The organism is Adlercreutzia sp. DFI.6.23 (genome assembly GCF_024462535.1).
Classification (GTDB): Bacteria; Actinomycetota; Coriobacteriia; order Coriobacteriales; family Eggerthellaceae; genus Adlercreutzia; species Adlercreutzia rubneri.
In genome coordinates this window covers 1-298 of sequence record NZ_JANGBP010000570.1, presented here as the reverse complement: position 1 = coordinate 298, position 298 = coordinate 1, and the positions used below count along the sequence as shown (strand labels likewise).

1 protein-coding gene is annotated in these 298 nt (G+C 66.8%); it reads left to right on the top strand.

The window, feature by feature from the left end; all coding sequences use genetic code 11:
* Positions 1-298 (top strand): hypothetical protein (locus NE591_RS14630; protein WP_256157031.1); only part of this gene is annotated, 298 nt, incomplete at both ends.

The window sequence follows — 298 nt, the reverse complement described above, 5'->3', positions numbered from 1 at the left end:
CGCGTTGGCTGCCATCGCCGGCGCAGCGCTTCTGCTCGTTCCCGAACGGGGCGCCTCTGTGGCAGTTGCGGTTCTACGCGTCGTGTCCGGCGCGCTGCTCGGCTTGGGCGGCGGGTTGCTCACCATGGTATGGAGCGAACGCTTTGGACGGCTGGATGCTCCGGCGCGCTCCCGGGTTTCGTGTCTCGTCGTACTCGCTGCCTGCCTGCTGGCGGCCTTCGCTCAGTCCATAGGCATCCACTGGTTGCTGCTTGCAGTGGTCGCCGTGTTCTCGGCGGTGTCCAGCGCCTTGTTCATG